Source organism: Streptomyces sp. NPDC030021, assembly GCF_055574035.1.
Window position 1 is genome coordinate 41,748 of the sequence record NZ_JBVIAH010000027.1, and the last position, 13,612, is coordinate 55,359.

Annotated in this window: 14 protein-coding genes; 9 read left to right on the top strand and 5 right to left on the bottom strand. The window is 71.8% G+C overall.

Features of this window, described 5'->3' with window-relative positions:
• The first annotated feature begins 140 nt into the window (after nt 1-140).
• Both ACZ4YL_RS36175 and ACZ4YL_RS36180 read left to right on the top strand, forming a co-directional pair.
• The gene (locus tag ACZ4YL_RS36175; RefSeq protein WP_468122252.1) at nt 141-296 is read left to right on the top strand and encodes a hypothetical protein; all 156 of its coding nucleotides are present in this window, start codon (nt 141-143) and stop codon (nt 294-296) included.
• Between the two features lie 228 nt (nt 297-524).
• Nucleotides 525-1,103 carry a hypothetical protein gene (locus ACZ4YL_RS36180; RefSeq protein WP_468122253.1) on the top strand — a complete coding sequence of 193 codons (579 nt, stop codon included), beginning with the start codon at nt 525-527 and terminating at the stop codon, nt 1,101-1,103.
• A gap of 550 nt (nt 1,104-1,653) precedes the next feature.
• On the opposite strand, the gene ACZ4YL_RS36185 is transcribed toward ACZ4YL_RS36180, so the two are convergent.
• Complete coding sequence (locus tag ACZ4YL_RS36185) at nt 1,654-2,619, bottom strand: pirin family protein (RefSeq protein ID WP_468122255.1); 966 nt, start codon at nt 2,617-2,619, stop codon at nt 1,654-1,656.
• A 105-nt stretch (nt 2,620-2,724) separates the two neighbouring features.
• Here ACZ4YL_RS36185 and ACZ4YL_RS36190 point away from each other — a divergent pair, with 105 nt between their 5' ends.
• The 6 genes from ACZ4YL_RS36190 (at nt 2,725) to ACZ4YL_RS36215 (ending at nt 7,034) form a co-directional block, all read left to right on the top strand.
• Complete coding sequence (locus ACZ4YL_RS36190; RefSeq protein WP_468122257.1) at nt 2,725-3,075, top strand: tetratricopeptide repeat protein; 351 nt, start codon at nt 2,725-2,727, stop codon at nt 3,073-3,075.
• A 61-nt stretch (nt 3,076-3,136) separates the two neighbouring features.
• Nucleotides 3,137-4,339, top strand: a complete 1,203-nt coding sequence (locus ACZ4YL_RS36195; RefSeq protein WP_468122259.1) for a methyltransferase — start codon at nt 3,137-3,139, stop codon at nt 4,337-4,339.
• A 28-nt stretch (nt 4,340-4,367) separates the two neighbouring features.
• On the top strand, nt 4,368-5,183 hold the full coding sequence (locus ACZ4YL_RS36200; protein ID WP_468122261.1) for a MerR family transcriptional regulator: 816 nt from the start codon (nt 4,368-4,370) through the stop codon (nt 5,181-5,183).
• A gap of 107 nt (nt 5,184-5,290) precedes the next feature.
• Nucleotides 5,291-5,923: a DUF6230 family protein gene (locus ACZ4YL_RS36205; protein WP_468122263.1), complete on the top strand. Its 633-nt coding sequence runs from the start codon at nt 5,291-5,293 to the stop codon at nt 5,921-5,923.
• Nucleotides 5,914-6,387 carry a DUF6114 domain-containing protein gene (locus tag ACZ4YL_RS36210; protein WP_468122264.1) on the top strand — a complete coding sequence of 158 codons (474 nt, stop codon included), beginning with the start codon at nt 5,914-5,916 and terminating at the stop codon, nt 6,385-6,387. Before ACZ4YL_RS36205 ends, ACZ4YL_RS36210 begins: the two co-directional genes overlap by 10 nt.
• On the top strand, nt 6,384-7,034 hold the full coding sequence (locus ACZ4YL_RS36215; RefSeq protein ID WP_468122266.1) for a hypothetical protein: 651 nt from the start codon (nt 6,384-6,386) through the stop codon (nt 7,032-7,034). Before ACZ4YL_RS36210 ends, ACZ4YL_RS36215 begins: the two co-directional genes overlap by 4 nt.
• Before the next feature lie 87 nt (nt 7,035-7,121).
• Here the strand turns inward: ACZ4YL_RS36215 and ACZ4YL_RS36220 are convergent, their stop codons facing one another.
• The gene (locus ACZ4YL_RS36220; RefSeq protein WP_468122268.1) at nt 7,122-9,872 is read right to left on the bottom strand and encodes a penicillin acylase family protein; all 2,751 of its coding nucleotides are present in this window, start codon (nt 9,870-9,872) and stop codon (nt 7,122-7,124) included.
• A gap of 164 nt (nt 9,873-10,036) precedes the next feature.
• Here ACZ4YL_RS36220 and ACZ4YL_RS36225 point away from each other — a divergent pair, with 164 nt between their 5' ends.
• Nucleotides 10,037-10,354, top strand: coding sequence for a DUF2087 domain-containing protein (locus ACZ4YL_RS36225; protein ID WP_468122269.1), 318 nt, complete (start codon nt 10,037-10,039; stop codon nt 10,352-10,354).
• On the opposite strand, the gene ACZ4YL_RS36230 is transcribed toward ACZ4YL_RS36225, so the two are convergent.
• From ACZ4YL_RS36230 to ACZ4YL_RS36240, 3 genes are all read right to left on the bottom strand, one after another.
• The gene (locus ACZ4YL_RS36230) at nt 10,327-11,127 is read right to left on the bottom strand and encodes a metallophosphoesterase (RefSeq protein WP_468122271.1); all 801 of its coding nucleotides are present in this window, start codon (nt 11,125-11,127) and stop codon (nt 10,327-10,329) included. The two genes, ACZ4YL_RS36225 and ACZ4YL_RS36230, sit on opposite strands and share 28 nt — an antisense overlap.
• A 92-nt stretch (nt 11,128-11,219) precedes the next feature.
• The gene (locus ACZ4YL_RS36235) at nt 11,220-12,974 is read right to left on the bottom strand and encodes a hypothetical protein (protein ID WP_468122273.1); all 1,755 of its coding nucleotides are present in this window, start codon (nt 12,972-12,974) and stop codon (nt 11,220-11,222) included.
• Nucleotides 12,975-13,017: 43 nt separating this feature from the next.
• The gene (locus ACZ4YL_RS36240; RefSeq protein ID WP_468122274.1) at nt 13,018-13,557 is read right to left on the bottom strand and encodes a hypothetical protein; all 540 of its coding nucleotides are present in this window, start codon (nt 13,555-13,557) and stop codon (nt 13,018-13,020) included.
• Nucleotides 13,558-13,612: the final 55 nt, after the last annotated feature.

The following is a 13,612-nucleotide window of genomic DNA, read 5'->3' on the forward strand; positions in this document are numbered from 1 at the left end:
GTCAATCTGTTCGACTACAGGACGATGCGCTGGCGAACGGCGACCGCTCCCAGATCCAGAACAGCAGGAGCAGCCTGCTGCCCGGAGTGTGTGAGGACCCGGAGAACTAATTCCTCCTGCACGAGTCCGAGAGGCGGTGCATGGCCGATGAGGGACTCCTGGCCCGGGAACGCATCAGCTCCGGCAACGACGCGGCGCAGACGGACCTCAGCCGGTTCTTCAAGAGCTGGGGCGACGAGACCCAGCAGTCGGCGACCACGGTCAGCACTGCCCAGCGCGAAGCACAGCAGAGTTAACACCAACGGGCGGGAAAGCGCCTACGACCCGCTGCGCGAACGGAAGTGACCCGTGTCCCCAAAGGCTCCACGAGCACGTCGGCGCCCCCCGGCGCGCGCCGCCCTGATCGGGCAGCGAGGTATCGGAATGGGGACAACCATGACCGGAAGCACGAGGTTCCGAGCCGTGCCGGTGAAGGCGTGAGCCGCCGCCGGAGTCTGCCTGGCACTGCTGGGCGCAGTCGCGGCATGTTCTTCCTCGGGCGTGAGACGTCCCCACCGTGCAACGGCCTGGCCGAGGACGCGAGCGTGCAGAAATCGGTGGGGGCAGCTGTTCACTCCGGCATGAGCTGCACGGCACTCGGAGCGGCCATCGGAAAAGCGACTGCGGGCAGCGAACCAGGCCGTCACACCGAGGCACAGGCACAGGCGATGAAAGACGCGCTCTTCGCGCTCGGCTTCGGCCAGTCGAAGAAGCTCGACCTCGACCCCGCGCTGCGCGTCCCCCTCGCCACCGCGCTGGCAGACTACGCACCCGACCTGCACGAGATGCTCGCTGGCCTCGACAGCGAGAACGTAATGAAGGCGGGCCGCGACCCCCCGCACTGGGGAGCCGACGGTACCTACCACCTATCGGTCCACAACAACATGTTCAGGCAGATCCTGCGCGCGGTGGCCGAGAACCCCGCGGCATCCGCCGTTCTGCGGATGGCAGAGACCCGCACCGCAGCCGGGCGTCTCGCCGCCGTCCCCCGGACGCGACCGGCGCAGAACTCTCGCTGCCGCCGACGAAGAGCGCCCGCGCTCTCGGCATCCTGGACGGCATAGCCGACGCCGTCACGAGCCAGGGCACCGAGCAGGCCCAAAGATGGCGCGGCATCGTCGTCGACCACCTGCTGCACGAGCAGGCCACCCTGTCCGCCTACCAGGACGATCCGGCCGGCCGCCTCACCGCCACGTGGCTCCAGGAGCTGAAGAACACCACCGAAAAGGACCGCGCGGAGCGGCTGCGTACCCAGGGCCTCGACATGGCCCGCGCCTGGACGCAGGCATCGCCGCGGGCCAACTGCGGGCTTCGACCTTGAAGGGGGAACCGAACCGACCCTGTCCGGGGCAGTCGAACGGTTCGTGACCGGCACCTCGGCGTGACGCGCCTCTGCCACGAGGAACCGTCCGACTCTCCCTCCAGACATCTAACTACTCGTCAGTAGAGTCAGCATTCGCCTGACTAGACCTGACCACAGCTTGGTACACATGAGACTCGACATCAAGATCAAAATGCCGCTGCAGAGATCGTGTCGACTCCCGCCGAACCCTCGGAAGCGGAACGATGCGAACCGACGCGTACAGCTCTCACCCTTGCTGACATCAGCACTGTTCAGCGCGTTCTACCCCTAGGCTTCAAGCGAGTTGGGGGCAGTTCAGGAGCCGGAATCGGAGGGCCGTCGTAGCCCTTCACCTCGCCGTAGCGGGTGCCGTTCGTCCAGTCCTCGCGGAACTGGACGATCTCCTCGTTGCTGCGGCCGATCCAGTTCCAGAACATCACGATCTCCTCCTCGAACGGCTCGCCGCCCAGGAGCATCAGGCTCGCGTCCGAGGTCGCCCGCAGGGGGAGTTCGGTGCGGCCGCAGCCGAGGTAGAGCATCGAGCCCGGGAGGACCGGGACGCCGTCGACGTGGGCCTCGCCCGACATCGACAGGACCGCGTACTCGAAGTCCGGGTCCAGCGGGAGGCGGGTCTCGGTGCCCGACGCGAGGGTCAGGTCCGCGCCCACGATCGGGCTGTACGCCGTGCCCGGCGAGGTGGCCGTGTCCAGGGTGCCCAGGATGACCGTCGCCGTCAGGCCCGGGGCCGTCACCCGCGGGAGGTCGGCGTGGTGCTGGAAGTGCGGTTCCACGTTGCGGTGGGCGTCCGGCAGGGCCACCCACAGCTGGGCGCCGTGCAGGAAGCGGGCGTGCGGGCGCGGGCTCTCCTCCGAGTGGCTGATGCCGCGGCCGGAGGTCATCAGGCCCAGCTCCCGGGGCCGGATCGTCTCCAGGCTTCCGACGCTGTCGCGGTGCAGCACCTCGCCCTCGTGCAGCCAGCTCACCGTCTGGAGCCCGGAGTGCGGGTGCGGCGCGACCTGCATGCCGGGCTCGTCGGCGATGTCGTCCGGGCCGTAGTGGTCCACGAAGCACCAGGCGCCCACCATGCGGCGGCCCAGGTTGGGCAGGAGTCGGCGGACCTCGGTGGATTCTCCGAGCTTGACCGTGCGCGGGCTGAGGAGCTCGCGCACCGGTTCGGCCACGACGAAGCCGCGGCCGCCGCAGGCGGAGAGAGCGGGCTGGCGATCGAGATTGCTCATGCGGACAACCTAGCCCCGAGGCGGTGGCGGCGGAGAGCGGAATGTCCCACGGCCCAGGCGTGCTGGAGGCACCGGACAGATCACCTGAACGGCGGAAGGGACGCGATGAACGCGCCGACGACGTACTTCGAGCACGGGACGGCAGCCGAGCGCTGGGCGCGCGCCCAGCTCTTCTTCGACGCGAAGGAGTACGCGACGGCCGCCCGCATCCTGGAGGCGCTGGCGGGCGAGGCCCCCAGGCAGCTGGCGCCCCGGCTGCTGCTGGCCCGCGCCTACTACCACTCCGCCCAGCTGTCCCGTGCCGAGCGCGAGCTCCGCGCCATCCTGGAGCGCTGGCCGGTGGAGGACTACGCACAGCTGATGCTCGGTCGCACCCTGGAGCGTCTCGGCCGGGCCGCCGAGGCCCGTGCTCATCTGCGGATGGCTGCCGCCATGGCGGGAGAGTTCCCCGAGTAGCGCGCCGCCCGGCCCCGCGCATGCGGGGTCGGGCCTCCGGCTCGGATAGCCTGGGGCCCATATGAACCGCCTCACCACACCCTTCGGCTCCTACGAGCTCACCCGCTTCCCCGAGGACCCGCGCGACCGGCTCCGCGCCTGGGACGCCGCCGACGAGTACCTGCTGGGCCACCTCGACTCCGGTACGGGGGAACGCGGCCCGGTGGACCTGGCCGCCGCCGGCCGGATCGTCGTACTCGGGGACCGCTGGGGGACGCTGACGACGGCGCTCGCCGCGTACCGGCCGACGCAGATCACCGACTCCGCCCTCACCCGCGCCGCCACCGCCGCGAACCTGGACCGGGCCGGCATCGGGACGTCCAAGTCGACGGTGACCCTGCTGACCACCCAGGACCCGCCGCCCGAGCGGATCGACGTCCTGCTGGTGCGCGTGCCCAAGAGCCTGGCGCTGCTCGAGGACCAGCTGTACCGGCTGGCTCCGCACGTGCACGCGGGCACCGTCGTCGTCGGCACCGGCATGGTCAAGGAGATCCACACCTCCACGCTGCGCCTCTTCGAGAAGATCCTCGGCCCGACGAAGACCTCGCTCGCGGAGAAGAAGGCACGGCTGATCTTCTGCACGCCGGGCACCCCCGGGGCGACCCGCCCCACGTCCGCCGGGCCCTGGCCGCTGACGTACACGGTGGACGAGGACGCCGGCTCGGCCTCCGGCCTGTCCGTCGTCAACCACGCCGGGATCTTCTGCGCCGACCGGCTCGACGTCGGCACCCGCTTCTTCCTGCAGAACCTGCCGACCAACACCGACGGTGCCCGGGTCGTGGACCTGGGCTGCGGCAACGGCGTCGTCGGCACGGCCGTCCAGGCCCATGACCCGGACGCCGAGGTCGTGTTCACCGACGAGTCCTACCAGGCCGTCGCCTCGGCGCGGGCGACCTACCGGGCGAACATCCGCGAGGGCCGGCGCACCGCCGAGTTCCACGTCGGCGACGGGGTCGCGATGCTCTCCCCCGCCTCCGTGGACCTGGTGCTGAGCAACCCGCCCTTCCACTCCCACCAGGCCACGACGGACGCGACGGCGCTGCGGATGTTCGCGCAGTCGCGCAAGGTGCTGCGGCCGGGCGGCGAGCTGTGGATCGTCGCCAACCGGCACATGGGCTACCACACCCATCTGCGCCGGCTGTTCGGCAACAGCGAAGTCGTCGCGAGCGAGCCGAAGTTCGTGGTCCTGCGGGCGGTCAAGCAGGATCGTCCACGGCCCATGTGAGCTGCCGGTAGCTCCTACACTCTGGCGCGTGAGCAGCCAGGTGGAGGACGGAAGCGGTGGCGGGCGCTACCGCCGCGAGGACGTGGCCCGGGCGGCCGGCGTCAAGGTGCGCAACCTGCGCTACTACCAGGAGCGCGGGCTGTTGCCGCCGCCGCGCCGGGAGGGCCGGATCGCCTGGTACTCCGACGATCACCTGACCCGGCTGCGGCTGATCAGCGATCTGCTGGGGCGCGGCTACACGGTCAACGGCATCGCCGAGCTGCTGCACGCGTGGGAGCAGGGTGGCGGCCTGTCCCGACTGCTTGGCCTGGAACGGGAGATGACCCGGGACTGGGTCCAGGAGGAGCCGGTGACGCTCTCCCGCGGCGAGCTGCGGGAGCTGTTCGGTCCGACGGCGACCGCCACGGACACCCGGCGCGCGGCGGAGCTCGGTTACGTGACGATCGACGGGGACCTGGTCACGTACCCGAACCGCCGGCTGCTGGAGTCGACGCTGGCGCTGGTGCGGCAGGGGGTGCCGCTCGCCGAGATCCTGGATGCCGGGGAGTTCGTACAGGCGCAGGCGGCGGCGGTCGCGGACCGGTTCGTGGGGCTCTTCCGGCGGTACGTGATCGACGCGGCGGGCATGGACGGCTCGGCGGGCGGGGCGGGCCCGGACGGCTCGGCGGGTGCGGCGGGCCCGGAGGGCCTGGAGCGGCTTTCGGCCACACAGCTGCAGCACATCACGGCGGCGGTGGCCGCTCTGCGGCCGGTGGCCGGTGACGTGGTGGCCACGGAGTTCGCGCGGGCGATGGCCCGGCGGGTGGACACGGAGGTCGCCGAACTGCTGCGTACGGAGCAGTAGGAGTCGGCTCAAAGGGTGCACTCGCACAACCTTGCCAACCCCCATTGGCACTCTTACATTCAACTCGTCGGTAACAACGGTGCACAGCCGAAATAAGGGACGTTCTCATGACCGGTTCCCCGCATTTATCCGACCCTTCCGACGATGACTCCGGCCGTGTCCGCTGGCGCCGGTTCGCCGTCCTGACCATCCCCGCCGTCGCCGTGACCGCCGGCCTCGGCATCGCCCTCGCGCAGGGCGTGCTGGCCGCCTCGTTCGCCGTGTCGGGACAGCAGTTCAAGGTGTCGGCGAGCAGCCTGGAGGGCGAGGGCTTCGCCCAGTACGGCAGCGTGGACGTCAATGCACGCCAGGAGCTCATCCCGGTGGCCGTCACCGCCATCCGGGAGGCCAAGCTCCACAGCCTCTGCCAGTCCGTGGTCACCTCGCTCCCGGTGATCGGGGACATCTCGCTCAACCTCACCGCCGGACGCAAGACCCCGGTCGAGGCGAGCAACCTCTTCGTCGACGCCACCCAGCTCGCGGGCGACGCCGTCTTCACCAACATAGAGATCGGGCGCGACGCCTCCACCCTCGACAAGGGTCCGGCCGAGGCCCAGGGGATGCAGGACCTCTTCGCCCAGCAGGCCGACACGGTCAGCATCACCGATCTCCAGCAGACGGCGTGGGCGACGAACGCCGGCACCTTCAAGCTCTCCGGGCTCAGCATGGACGTCAGCAAGGGCAAGAAGGAATGCTTCTGAACCTGTTGCTGCGCTGGCGGCGGTGGCGGCGCAGCAGACCCTTCTGGGGCGGGCTGTTCGCGGTCCTGGCCGGGTCGTGGATCTGCGTCCTGCCGCTGGCACCGCTGAAGATCATGCTCCAGCAGGGGGTGGCGGGGATCCCGTCCGTCCTGATGGGCATCGTGATGATCGTGCTCGGGCTCACCGCCTGGTTCTCTCCCCCTCAGCGTTCTCTCGCGGGTGTCCTCACCACCCTGATCGCCACCGCCGCTCTGGTCCTGTCGAACCTCGGCGGGTTCCTGATCGGCACCCTGCTCGGCATCCTCGGCGGCGGCCTGATGTTCGCCTGGCAGCCGCACGCCGCCCGGCGTACCGGCAAAGCCGGGGAAGCAGGGGAAGCCGGAACAGCCGGGAAAGCGGAGTCCGCCGTGGCCGCACCCCCTCCCCCCACCCCGCACCACGATCCCCAAGGAGCACAGCCATGAGCCGTACGCGCACCGCGCTCGCCCTCGGGACCGCCGTCGCCGGAGCCATCGCGCTCGCCTCGGTCACCGCCTCCGCCGCCCCCTTACCGCTGGCCGGGTCGACCACCGTCACCCCGGCCGGGCACGCGTTCAAGGCCACCCTCAGCGGGAAGGCCACCCTCAAGGCCGGTTCGGTCACCGTGACGTGTACGGTCTCCGTCGCCACCGGCGGCGTGCCGGGAGCCCCCGGCAACAGCAACCCGGCCGGGCCCGTGTCCTCGCCGATCTCGGCGCCCACGTACAGCTCGTGCACTTCGAGCATGTGGGGAGTGACGCCCACGGTCACCACCAGCGGCGCCTGGTCGGTGTCGATGCAGGACGGCGCCCCGATCACCGCCACCATGGGTCTGCCGGTCGGCGGTCTGGTGGTCCAGACGAGCGGGCTCGCCTCCTGTACGGTCACCGCCGCCCCCACCGCCCCGGCGAACGTCGGCGGCACCTGGGTCAACGGTGCTCCGTCGACGCTGACCTTCACGAACGCCTCCGTACCGGTCACGGTCACCGGCGGGTTCGGCTGCCCGACGAGCGCGACCACCTCCACCTTCAACGCGGTCTACAAGGTGACCGACACCACCGACCCGGCGCAGCAGATCACCGTCGGTCCCTGACCCGCTGCGCGCCGGACGAACCCGCCCGGTCCCGGAGGAATCCGGGACCGGGCGGGCCGCTGTGCACCCTGCACCCCGGCTGCTTGCTCAGCGGTGCGCGGCGAAGTCCGCCACCTGCTGGTAGGTGGGCCGGTTCTGCCAGTTGATCTGCGGGTGGGCCAGCCCTCCGACCGGGCGCTGGACGATCGAGTCGGCGCACCACTGGTTGCCGGCGGCGCAGGTCCCGTCGGCCGGGTACACGGCCGCGGGGGTGGCGGCGGCCGCCTGCTTCAGCGTCGCGGCCACAGTGTCCCGGCACGCGGGGAGCGAGCCGCCGCCGCAGTGGACCTGGGACGGAGGATCGGCGACCGGCCGCCCGAGCACCATGCGCAGGTCCTCGTCCGCGTAGCTCCACCAGCCGTACTGGAACGCCGATCCGGCGTGCGAACCGGTGGGCCCGTGCCCCGCGTTGGGCGCCTCGTCGACCGTCAGCGAGGCGCGCAGGGCGTCGTACAGCGGGGCCCCGAGGCCGGGCTTGAACTCGGCCTCGATCAGCAGCGGCCACCAGGCGTCCATGATCCGGATGGCGTCCGCGTGCGCGTACGTCCTCGAACCCTGGGCGGTCTCCTTGCGCTTGGCGCCGCTCGCCTGCCAGGCGGCCAGTTTGTCGACCGCCGCGCTCACCGCCGGATCGGTGACCGGTGCGCTGCGCAGGACGGCGAGCAGCTCGGGCAGCAGGTTCTCGGCGCGCAGGTCGGTGACCGCGGCCTCGGCCGTGGCCTGGGTCAGCTTCGCGCGGGTCACCCCGCCCGCCGCCACCAGCGCTTTGACGCGGCGGTCAAGGAGGTCGCCGCGGTGCACGGCGCCCATGCCGAAGCCGGCCGCCCCGTAGTCCTTGGCCTGCTTGTTGTTCCAGCTGATGTAGTAGTCCTGACCGATGGACCGCGGGTGCTCGGCGGGCGGGGTGTAGGCGGCGGTGTTGGCGGCCGGGTCGAAGTCCTGCCACTCGTACTGCTGCCGGGCGTGCACGGGCAGGGAGGCGTCGACCCCGGGCGCCCGGACCGGGTTCGACCCGCTGTTGTAGTACGCCGCTTCGCGCGAGTCGGCGTAGAACCAGTTGAAGGCATAGCCGATGTGCTCGGCGGCCTGCTGGAAGGTGCGGGCGTCCTTGACGTAGGAAGGGTCGTTCAGCATCTGGAAGCCGATGATCGAGTCGGCCTCGTGGCGGTAGGTGGAGCGCAGCGCCGCATACGCGACGGGTGTGCCCGCGACGGTGGCCCGGTGGGTGACGATGCCGTAGTGCGTGCGCCACACCTGCATCCGGTAGGAGCCGTCGGGGGTCGGGTCGGCGACGGACTTCTTCCAGGCGTTGGTGCGCTCCAGCTTCTCCATGGGCGTGCACGTGCCGCGGTAGAGGTAGTGCGCACTGGCCGGGGTGGGCGCCTGCCCGCCCGGTTCGCACAGCTCGACGGCGAAGGTGTCGGTGATGTCCTGCCCGGCGGAGGTGGCGCTCCACGCGTAGTCCTGGCCGCGGCCGAGCTGGACGTACATGCTGACGCCCGCGAAGGAGGCGCCGCGGGCACTGATGCCGGGGCCCTGGATCTCCTGGAGCATGAGGAGCTGGGGCGCGAGGTAGCCGGTCTGCGGCCCGAACACGGCCACCGGGTGGCCGCTCGCGGTGTGCGCTCCGGAGACGAGCAGGGCGTTGGACATGCTCGGTCTGACCGGCTTCGGCGGGTCGGCGGCCTCCCGGGCCGTCGCCGCGCCCGTACGGTCGTACACGAGCTGCTCGGCGACGACCGATCCGGCGTCCGGGAGCGCCGTGCCCTGCGGGTTCGCGGGCTTCTGGGCGTACGGGAAGCTCGTGCCGTCGTGAACGGTGAGCACGGCCTCGGGGTCGTTGCGCTGCCTGAAGGACTCCCAGACCCGGGTGCCCTCCTCCAGGCCGTACCTCTGCTGGGCGGCCAGCAGGGACAGCGCGGCCTGGACCTCGCCGCCTCCCCCGCCGCCGAACAGGCCGCCGACGACGGAGGCGAGGGCGATCAGGTCGGTGATCTTGAAGGGCTGGATCTCACCGGCGTTGGTGATCGAGTCGATGTGGCCGGTGAGGACGTACTCGCCGGGGAAGTAGCGGCCGTTCTTGGACTGGGTGCGGTAGAGGTTGATGCCGTCCACGTACGCCTGGGCGTCCTCCATGGCGAGGCGCCCCCGCTCTCCCTCGGTGGTGCGGATCCGGTCCACCTGGGCCTGGAGGTCGGTCTCGGTGTACGGGGCCTGCGGCCAGAACTGCTGCTCCAGGCCCTGGTTGGCGAGGGCACCGCCGGCGAAGGGGGTCAGGTCCCCGCGGCCGACGTGCCGGAAGAGGTCCATCTGCCAGAGGCGGTCCTGGGCCGCGGCGTAGCCCGCGCCGAAGGAAGTGCCGTAGCGGGTGGTGCCCTTGATGTGCGGGACGCCGGTCTTCTTGTCGCGGGTGATGGTGACGTCGGGGCGCGGGCTGGTGGTGGACTCGACCTGGTCGGCGGGGACCTCGAAGGAGGCGCTGTTGAAGAAGTCGTTGACCTTGGCGTCCGTGAGCCCGGGATACCCGGCCACCAGGGAGTCGTAGCGCGCCAGTTGGTCGGAGGCGTGGGCGGGCATGGTGCCGAACGCCTTGTGCAGGAGGATCTGGGCGAGTGTCGCGTTGCCGTTCTGGCCGGGCGGCAGGATGTCGGAGCACTGGTTGCCGCAGTAGTCGGCGATGGGGAGCGGTACGGGGTCCGCGGCGGCGGCAGCGGGGGCGAGGGGGGACAGCAGCGCGGCACCGAGGGCGAACAGCCCGGTGGCCACGACGGTTCTCATGCGTGCGGTGGGACGTCGCATACGTGCTCCTCCGTGGGGGGCAGGAACCGGTCACGGGGAGGGTACCGGCGGAACTACCGCTCAGTAAGATGAGCGACCGTCACTTCTTGCCGACGGCCCGGCCGAACGCCCCCGTGCGGAAAATGCGTTGCCGCCACCGGCGCGGACGGACGAAGCTCGCCGACATGTCCCAGAGCACCGAACACCAGCCGTCGCAGTCCGCCGCCGCCCCGCGCCCGACACGACGGGACGTCTCCGACCTCTTCTCCGGCGGTCGCCTCACCGTGATCCCGCGCAAGGCCGCCCGGCGCGAGCAGTTGCTCGACCACCTCGCGGAGACCCTCTTCACGGCGGACCGGGAGTACACGGAGCCCGAGGTGAACGACGCGCTGCGCACCGTGCACGAGGACTGCTCGGCGCTGCGGCGCTATCTGATCACCTCGGGCCGGCTCACGCGGACCCGTGACGGACGTACCTACCGGCGGGCGACGATCACCCGGTAGTGGGTCGTCAGCCGACCGTCGTCGCCGATCACGTGGAAGGCGACGGCCGGCGGCTCGTCGAGGTGCACGTGCTCGGAGGACCCGGTCGGCGCCTCCCACGGCAGCCGGAGCGTGGAGACCACCCCGGGCGCGACGAGCACCGGCCGCCCCGCGAAGGTGGTGGCCGCGGCGGTGTGCGCGTGCCCGCACAGGAAAGCGGTCAGGTGCGGGTGGCGCTCGGCGAGGGCGGCGAGCCGCTCCTCCCCGAACTGGCGGATCTCGTCCACGTACGGCGTGTGCAGCGGCACCGGCGGGTGGTGGAAGGCGACCAGGACCGGGATCTCCTGCGGGGTGTCGGTCAGTACGCCGTCCAGCCAGGCCAGGGTGGACTCCTCCAGGAAGCCGTGGTGCTCGCCGGGAACGGACGAGTCGCACACGGCGAGGACGAAGCCCTCGCCGCGCAGCACCTGGTCGACGGGCCCGGTGGAGAGGGACTCCCCGGGTGCCGCCTCGGGAGACTCCCCCGGGGAGCCCTCCCCCAGCAGGCCGCGGCGGAAGGCGGCGCGCTCGTCGTGGTTGCCGGGGCAGACCACCAGGGGGTGGCGCGAGCGCAGCAGCTTCGCGGCCTCCTCGTACTCGGCGTCCTCGGCGTGGTCGGCTATGTCGCCGCTCACGAGTACGGCGTCCAGGTCGTACGGAAGGGCGTCGAGGTACTCCATGACGGCGCGGGTGCGGTCGGCCGCGCGCCGGTCACCGTCGAGATGGACGTCGCTGAGGTGGGCGATCACGATCACGTGCGGTGTCTCCTTCGTCTCTGGTCAAGAGAGGGGGTGGACACCCATTCAACACGCCGAACCACCGCCCGCGCGCTGCGGATTGCCGGCCCTCAGCCGTTGCTGCGCGGCCGTGCGCGGCGCATCAGCACCCACCCGGCCGCTGTAAGCACGACGGCGCTCCCGGCGAGGGAGGCCACGGCCACTCCGGTGGAGGCCAGCGCGCCGCCGCCGGTAGCGGTGTGATCGCCGCCGCCGGCCGTGGCACCGGCCGAACCGCCGCCGACGCTGCCGGGGGTGCCGGACGTGCCGTCGGGGCCGCCCGCACCACCGGAGCCGCCTGTCGCACTCCCGGCCGAACCGGCCGAACCGGCCGAGCCGGTGGAGCCCGTGGAGCCGGTGGAGCCCGTCCCGCCGGTGCCCCCGGTCGTGGCGGAGCCGCCTTCGCCGCTGCCGCCCGTCGTGGGGTCCGCGATGGTGACGTTGAGGGTGGCGGCAACGGTACGGCCCACACCGACGTCGTTGCCGAACTCCGCCCGGTAGCGGCGGCCGCTGTCGGAGAGCGCCGCCGTGAACGTGTACGTCGGCGAGGTGGCGCCCGCCACGGCCTGCCAGGTCCGGCCCGCGTCCGTACTGACCTGCCAGGCGACGGTGGGCCGCGGGGTCCCCTCGGCCTCCGCCGTGAGCGAGACCCGCGAGCCGGCCGTGACCGCCTGGTCCGCCGGGTTCCTGGTGACCTTCGGGGACGCCGCCCGCTCCAGCCGGGTGATCCGGCCGGCGACCGGGTCCGATACGAAGACGGCCGCGCCGCCGGGCTCGACGGCGACGGCCGCACTGCCCAACTGCACGTGCATTCCGGGGAGTACGACCGGCTTCACGACCTCCTGGAGGTCGCGGGTGCGGTGGACGGTGAGCGTTCCGTCGTTGTCGCTGCCCGGCTGCGAGGTGTCCCCCGCGTCCTGCCACACGACGAACGCCTCGTGCGTGGTGGCGTCGAAACCCGCCGCGCGCGGCATGTCGGTGCCCGCGCCCCGGAGGGTGCCCAGCCGCTTGCCCGTAGCGTCGTGGACGACGACGGAGGAGTCCAGCCCGACCCAGACCGCGCCGGTCTCGGGATCCACCTCCGTGAACCCGCCGAATCCCCCGTCGCCCGGGAGTTCGACGGTCGCGGCGACCTGGAAGGTGGCCGCGTCGATCCGGTACATCCGGCGGTTGCCGGTGTCCGTGAACCACACCGTGCCGCGCGCCGCGTCCACCGCGAACCCGTCCCCGCCCTCCAGCGTGACGGAACGCTTCACGGCGGCGGTCGCGATCTCGACCTCCGACAGTACGGGGCCCTGCGCGACCAGCACCGTCGAGGGGGTGAGCCCGGCGGTGGCGTGGGTGACGGCCGCACCCGGCACCCACGCGCCCGCCGCGGCGGCGTCGCCGTCCTTCGCGCTGCCGATGCCGCGGAGCGGATAGAGGAAGACCGCCCCGTCACCGGGCAGCGGCGCGAGCAGCTGCCGCACCGCCCGCCGGCCGAGCGTGCCGGTGGGCCCGGGAGCCTGGCCGACGGTGCTGCGCAGCTTGCCGTCGGCGGGGTCCAGGACGTGCAGCCCGCTCTCGTTGACGCCGGCGGTCTCGGGCAGGTCGTCCGAACCGACGTACAGCTTCTTCGAGTCCGGGTGCAGCAGCAGGTCACGGGGTTTGCCCGCCGTGGTGAACTGCGCCACCGACCGGTACGCGACGGTGCCCTGCGGTACGTCGGCCCCCTCACCCCCGGCTGCCGATACGGGACTTCCGGTGGCGGCCGAGGCCAGTACGAGCGCGAGCGCGGCGGATGCGGCGCCCGCGCGACCGGGGGTGAGGGGGTGTCGGGGTGTCATGGCTTCCTCGTCGGCGGGTCGGGGAATCGGTCCCGGAGCGGGATCAGTTGAAGGTCACCGGGACGTGGACGTCGTACTTGCGGTTCGAGGAGTTGAAGTGGTCGGCGCGCGTGACGATGGCGCACTCGACCGTCTCGCCGCAGATCTGGCCTCCGCCGAGGTCGGCCTTGACGTGGATGGTGACGCTGAAGGTGCCGCCCGTACCGAACTTGGAGGTGTTGGCCAGGGTCCCGCCGAAGACGTTGTTGACCCAGTGCGAGGCCCCGGTGGTGCCCGACTGGTCCGAACCGCCCAGGCAGGGGGTGGGCTTGCTCGCACCCGGTGCGCCGCTGACGGCGCAGAGGCTCACGTAGATGCCCTTGGCGGTGTTGTATCCGCTGCCGGTGACCGTGACGTTCTGACCGGCCGCGGCGGCGGAGGAGGGCGCGGTGAGGCCGAGGCTGAAGGTGGTCGCGCCGTCGGTGACCGTACGCGTCGAGGTGGCGGCCGAGGCGGAACCGGCCGCGCCGACGGCGAGCGCGACGGCGGCGGAGGCGGCGACGGCCGCGCGGGCGGCGGTACGGGGCAGGGAGGCAGCACGCATCACTGGAACACCTTTCAGGCACAGGGAGTCGAAGAATTGAGGTAAGGCTAACCTA